A 5,075-nucleotide genomic window follows, 5' to 3' on the forward strand; every position below is an offset into this window, starting at 1 on the left:
GCACAACCTCGTCGAGGTCGTCGCCGCGGCCCGCCACCTGATCAAGAAGCCGGACGCCACGCTCGACGACCTGATGCGGTTCGTCCCGGGCCCCGGCACGCCGCCGAGCGTGACGTGGACACCCCGCCGAGCGTGACGTGGACACCCCGCCGGCCGCCTCCGCGGGGGCGGCCGGCTCCGGGGGAGGTGGCGGCCCCCTTTGGGAACGGCCAGCGGCGGTCAATAACATGCGGGACATGACCGTCACCCACGCCCGGCGCCGCGAACGTCTCGCGGCACTGCTCCCCGCTCACGGAGCGGACGCGATCCTGGTCACCCGTGGCGTCAACGTGCGCTACCTGACCGGCCTGGCCAGCTCCAACGCGGCGGTGCTCGTCCGGGCCGATGCCCGTGCCACGCTGGCCACCGACTCCCGCTACGCCGAGGCCGCGCGGCGGATCTGCTCCGACATCGAGGTGGTCGAGGAGCGTGACGTCGCCGGATCCCTGGTCGGGCTGGCCGGCCGGGTCGCCGTCGAGGCCCACCACATGCCCGTCGCCGACTACTTCCGGCTGGGCGAGGGCCTGATGCGCCTGTCCGGCCTGGTGGAGTCGGTGCGCCGGGTCAAGGACGAGGCCGAGATCGACCTCATCCGCGTCGCCTGCGAGCTCACCGACCAGGCGTTCTCCGACGTGCTGCCCCTGCTGCGGCCCGGGGCGACCGAGCGGGAGATCGCCAGGGCGCTGGAGTCCCGGATGATCGAGCTCGGCGCCGAGAAGCCCGCCTTCGACTCGATCGTGGCGGCCGGCCCCAACGGCTCGATCCCGCACCACTCGCCCTCGGACCGGCCGCTGGAGCGAGGCGACCTGGTCACCATGGACTTCGGGGCGCTGCACGAGGGCTACCATGCCGACATGACCCGGACGGTGGCCATCGGCGAGCCCGCCCAGTGGCAGCGCGAGCTGTACGACCTGGTCCGCGCCGCCCAGCGCGCCGGCCGCCGGGCCGTACGGCCCGGCGCCGCCACCGACGAGGTGGACGCCGCGGCCCGCGACCTCATCGCGGAGGCGGGTCACGGGGCGCACTTCGGGCACGGCCTCGGACACGGCGTCGGGCTGGAGATCCACGAGCTGCCGTTCCTGTCTCCGGTGAAGCCAGAGCCCGACAGCGAGCACGCTAGACTAGAGGATCGAGTTCCGGTCACCGTTGAGCCTGGAGTTTACCTCCCGGGCAGGGGCGGCGTCCGCATCGAGGACACGCTCGTGACGCGTGATGACGGACCGGAACTTCTCACACGGACGACCAAAGAGCTGCTTGTCCTTTAGAGCGGCCGTACGCAGGAGAAACTAGTGGCGACGACGAACGACCTCAAGAACGGCCTGGTGCTCAAGCTCGACGGCGGTGAGCTCTGGACGGTTGTGGAGTTCCAGCACGTCAAGCCCGGTAAGGGTGGTGCGTTCGTCCGCACCAAGCTGAAGAACGTCCTTTCGGGCAAGGTCGTCGACAAGACCTTCAACGCCGGCGTCAAGGTCGAGGTGGCCAACGTCGACAAGCGCGAGATGCAGTTCTCCTACATGGACGGCGACGACTTCGTCTTCATGGACACCGAGACCTACGACATGCTCCACGTCTCTCGGGTCGCGGTCGGCGACGCCGCCAACTACCTGCTGGAGAACATGCTGGCCACGGTGGCGATCAACGAGGGCAACGTGCTCTACGTCGACCTGCCCGCGGCCGTCGAGCTGATCATCGCCGAGACCGAGCCCGGCCTCCAGGGCGACCGCTCCACCGGTGGCACCAAGCCCGCCAAGCTGGAGACCGGCGCCGAGATCAAGGTGCCGCTGTTCATCACGACCGGTGAGAAGGTCAAGGTCGACACCCGCACCGGCGATTACCTCGGCCGGGCCTGATGTCGGCACGGGGTAAGGCGCGCAGGCGCGCGCTGGACATCCTGTTCGAGGCGGAGGCGCGCAGCCAGGACCCGCTGAGCGTCCTCGCCGAGCGCCTGGAGCGGGCCGAGCCGCCCGTCAACGAATACACCGCGACGATCGTCGAGGGCGTGTGCCGGCACCGGGCGCGCATCGACGAGCTGATCACCACCTACGCCGAGGGCTGGACGCTCGACCGCATGCCCGCGGTCGACCGCAACCTGCTGCGCGGCGGCACCTACGAGCTGCTGTGGATGCCCGACGTCCCCGAGGGCGTCGTCATCAGCGAATGGGTCAGCCTGGCCTCCGAGCTGTCGACCGACGAGTCGCCGCAGTTCGTCAACGGCCTGATGGCCCGCTTCAAGCAGCTCAAGCCGTCCCTGGCGCTGTAGCGCGTCCCGCGGGAGGCCGGTCACCGGTCTCCCGCGGCCGCCCCGCCCCTCATCCCTCCTGGTACGCCCCGCGCCCGGAAAAGCCTCGATCAAGCGCGCGTACGGATCACCCTTGGCCGGGCCCGGGGACCGCCCGGCGTAGGCTGGGTCCGTCACCGAAAGAGGAGGCGATCCGAAGTTGCATGCCGTAGGCATCTCCCGGCAGTCAGGCACCCCGGCGGTCCGCACCGCCGTCGTCTGGGACGTCCTGCGGGCAGTGCTGGCCGACAGGGTGTCCGCGACCGGGCGCGAGCGGCTCGACATCGTCGACGCCGGGGGCGGCACAGGCGGCTTCGCCGTGCCGCTGGCCGAGCTCGGGCATGCCGTCACGGTCGTCGACCCCAGCCCCGACTCGCTGGCCGCGCTGGAGCGCCGTGCCGCGGAGGCGGGGGTGGCCGTGCGCGCCCTGCAGGGCGACGCGGCCGACCTGGGCGAGCTGCTCCCCGCCGACGGCGCCGACCTGGTCCTGTGCCACAGCGTGCTGGAATACGTGGAGGATCCGGTCAGCGCGCTGACGGCCATGGCCGGCCTGCTGCGCGAGGGCGGCGCGATCAGCGTGCTGGCCGCCAACCCGCTCGCCGCCGCGCTGCACCGCTCGATCACCGGCCGGTTCGACGAGGCCCGCCAGGTCCTGGAGGACCCCGAGGGCCGCTGGGGCGAGCGCGACCCCACGCCGCGGCGCTTCACCCGGGAGGCGCTGTCGAGGCTCCTGGCCGCGACCGGCTTCACCCTCGGAGAGGTCCACGGGGTGCGCGTCTTCGCCGACCTGGTGCCCAGCCGGCTGCTCGACGGGGAGCCGGGCGCCGCGCGCGCCCTGGTCGCCCTGGAGCAGGCGGCGGCCGCCCACCCGGTGCTCCGCGACATCGCCACCCAGCTGCACGTCCTCGGCCGTCGATGAGGCTTGCGTCGAACGCGTGTTCCCATAGGATGGCGCCGTGTCGAGGAAACAGCAGATGCCGCGGCCGGGGACGGACCTGGGCGCCGACGACACCGGCTGCCCGATCCTCCACGTCGACATGGACGCCTTCTACGCGAGCGTCGAGCTGCGCGAGCGCCCGGAGCTCAAGGGCGCGCCCGTCATCATCGGCGCGCCCGGCGCGCGTGGCGTGGTGCTCAGCGCCACCTACGAGGCCAGGAGGTTCGGGGTGCACTCGGCCATGCCCATGACCCGGGCCCGCCGGCTCTGCCCCCAGGCGGTGATCATCCCGCCGAGCCGGGGCAAATACGCCGAGGTCTCCCGGGGCGTCATGGAGATCTTCCGCACGTTCACCCCCGAGGTGGAGCCGATCGCCTCCGACGAGGCCTTCCTCGACGTCGGCGGGGCGCGCAAGCGCCTCGGCCCGCCGGCCGCGATCGCGGCGATGGTCCGCGAGCAGGTCGCGCGCGAGCACGGGATCACCTGCTCCGTCGGCGTGGCCAACAGCAAGTTCGTCGCCAAGCTCGCCTCGCAGCACTGCAAGCCAGACGGCCTTCTGGTGGTCCCGGTGGACAAGGTGGTGGATTTCCTCCACCCGCTCCCGGTGGGCGCTCTGTGGGGCGTAGGGGAGCGTACAGAGCAGTCCCTGGTCCGGCTGGGCATCAGGACCGTCGGGGAGCTCGCCGGGGTGCCGGTCGCCACCCTGCAGCGCCACCTCGGCCAGGCGGCCGGCGCGCAGCTGGCCGCGCTCGCCTGGGGGCGCGACGAGCGTCCGGTGACCCCGCACGTGCCCGACAAGAGCATCGGGGCCGAAGAGACATTCGCCACAGATGTTGACGACCCAGTGAAGATCCGCAGGGAGCTGCTCCGCCTCTCCGAACGGGTCGCCGCCAGGCTCAGGGAGGGCGGCCACGTCGGCCGCACGGTCAGTGTCAAGCTCCGCCGCGCCGACTTCAGCACCATCTCCCGCTCCCGGACCCTCCGGGAGCCGACGGACGTCGCCCAGGTGCTCTACGCGACCGCCTGCGACCTCTACACCGCCGCCGACCTGGAGAAAGTCCGGCTCCGCCTGGTCGGGGTGCGGGTGGAGAACCTCCGTCCGGCCGGCGAGGTCACCCGGCAGCTCGGCCTGGGGGAGCGGGAGACGGGCTGGCGGGAGGCCGAGCAGGCGATGGACCGGGCGGCCCGGAGATTCGGCCGGGATGCGGTGCTCCCGGCATCGCTTGTACGCCCGCCGTTTGATGGAATGGATCCATGACGTCGCCTCCGGTTTGGACTACGTTGGACGTTTTCTTTCGTCTACGTCTACAGCCTCGTATTCTGGGGATAACCGACCGCGAGGTTCGGACACCCCGTGTCGTCCGTCACCGTCTTCCCCGTCCTGGGGCTGTCCTTGGGAGGCGCCGTGCCGCTCTCTGATCACGAGCAGCGCTTGCTCGACCAGATCGAGCAGGCCCTCTACGCTGAGGACCCGAAGTGGGCCAATACCGTAAGGATCAGTGATCCACGCAGCCACTACAAGCGTCGCCTGGTGAAGGCCTCCATCGGCTTCCTCCTGGGCATCGTCCTGTTGATGGTGGGCGTCGTGATCATCAACATCCCGCTCGGCGTCGGCGGTTTCGTGGTCATGCTCGCCGCGTGTCTGTGGGGTCTGTCAAGCTGGAAGCGGATGAACGGGTTCAGCGAGGCCGCCGCGGCCGCGCGTCCCGGGCAGCCGGGCAAGACCGGCCGCCGCGGCGGTCCCCGGCAGAGCTTCATGGAGCGGATGGAAGAGCGCTGGCGCCGCCGTAGCGACGAGCGCTAGGCCCTGTCCGCACGGAC

Annotated in this window: 6 protein-coding genes; all 6 read left to right on the forward strand. The window is 71.3% G+C overall.

Going from position 1 to position 5,075, the window contains the following annotated elements; all coding sequences use genetic code 11:
- The first annotated feature begins 236 nt into the window (after positions 1 to 236).
- Complete coding sequence (locus tag ACWDS7_RS46370) at positions 237 to 1,304, forward strand: M24 family metallopeptidase (RefSeq protein ID WP_306857745.1); 1,068 nt, start codon at positions 237 to 239, stop codon at positions 1,302 to 1,304.
- A gap of 24 nt (positions 1,305 to 1,328) precedes the next feature.
- Entirely contained in the window at positions 1,329 to 1,889 is a 561-nt protein-coding gene (efp, locus tag ACWDS7_RS46375) for an elongation factor P (RefSeq protein WP_306857746.1), read from the forward strand.
- Positions 1,889 to 2,299, forward strand: a complete 411-nt coding sequence (nusB, locus tag ACWDS7_RS46380) for a transcription antitermination factor NusB (protein WP_306857747.1) — start codon at positions 1,889 to 1,891, stop codon at positions 2,297 to 2,299. The genes efp and nusB overlap by 1 nt, the downstream gene beginning before the upstream one ends.
- Before the next feature lie 178 nt (positions 2,300 to 2,477).
- Entirely contained in the window at positions 2,478 to 3,236 is a 759-nt protein-coding gene (locus tag ACWDS7_RS46385) for a methyltransferase domain-containing protein (RefSeq protein ID WP_306857748.1), read from the forward strand.
- Positions 3,237 to 3,291: 55 nt separating this feature from the next.
- On the forward strand, positions 3,292 to 4,512 hold the full coding sequence (dinB, locus tag ACWDS7_RS46390) for a DNA polymerase IV (RefSeq protein ID WP_451934498.1): 1,221 nt from the start codon (positions 3,292 to 3,294) through the stop codon (positions 4,510 to 4,512).
- 147 nt (positions 4,513 to 4,659) lie between these two features.
- Positions 4,660 to 5,058, forward strand: a complete 399-nt coding sequence (locus tag ACWDS7_RS46395) for a DUF3040 domain-containing protein (RefSeq protein ID WP_306858562.1) — start codon at positions 4,660 to 4,662, stop codon at positions 5,056 to 5,058.
- Positions 5,059 to 5,075 lie beyond the last annotated feature (17 nt).

This window comes from Streptosporangium sp. NPDC003464 (assembly GCF_053588315.1).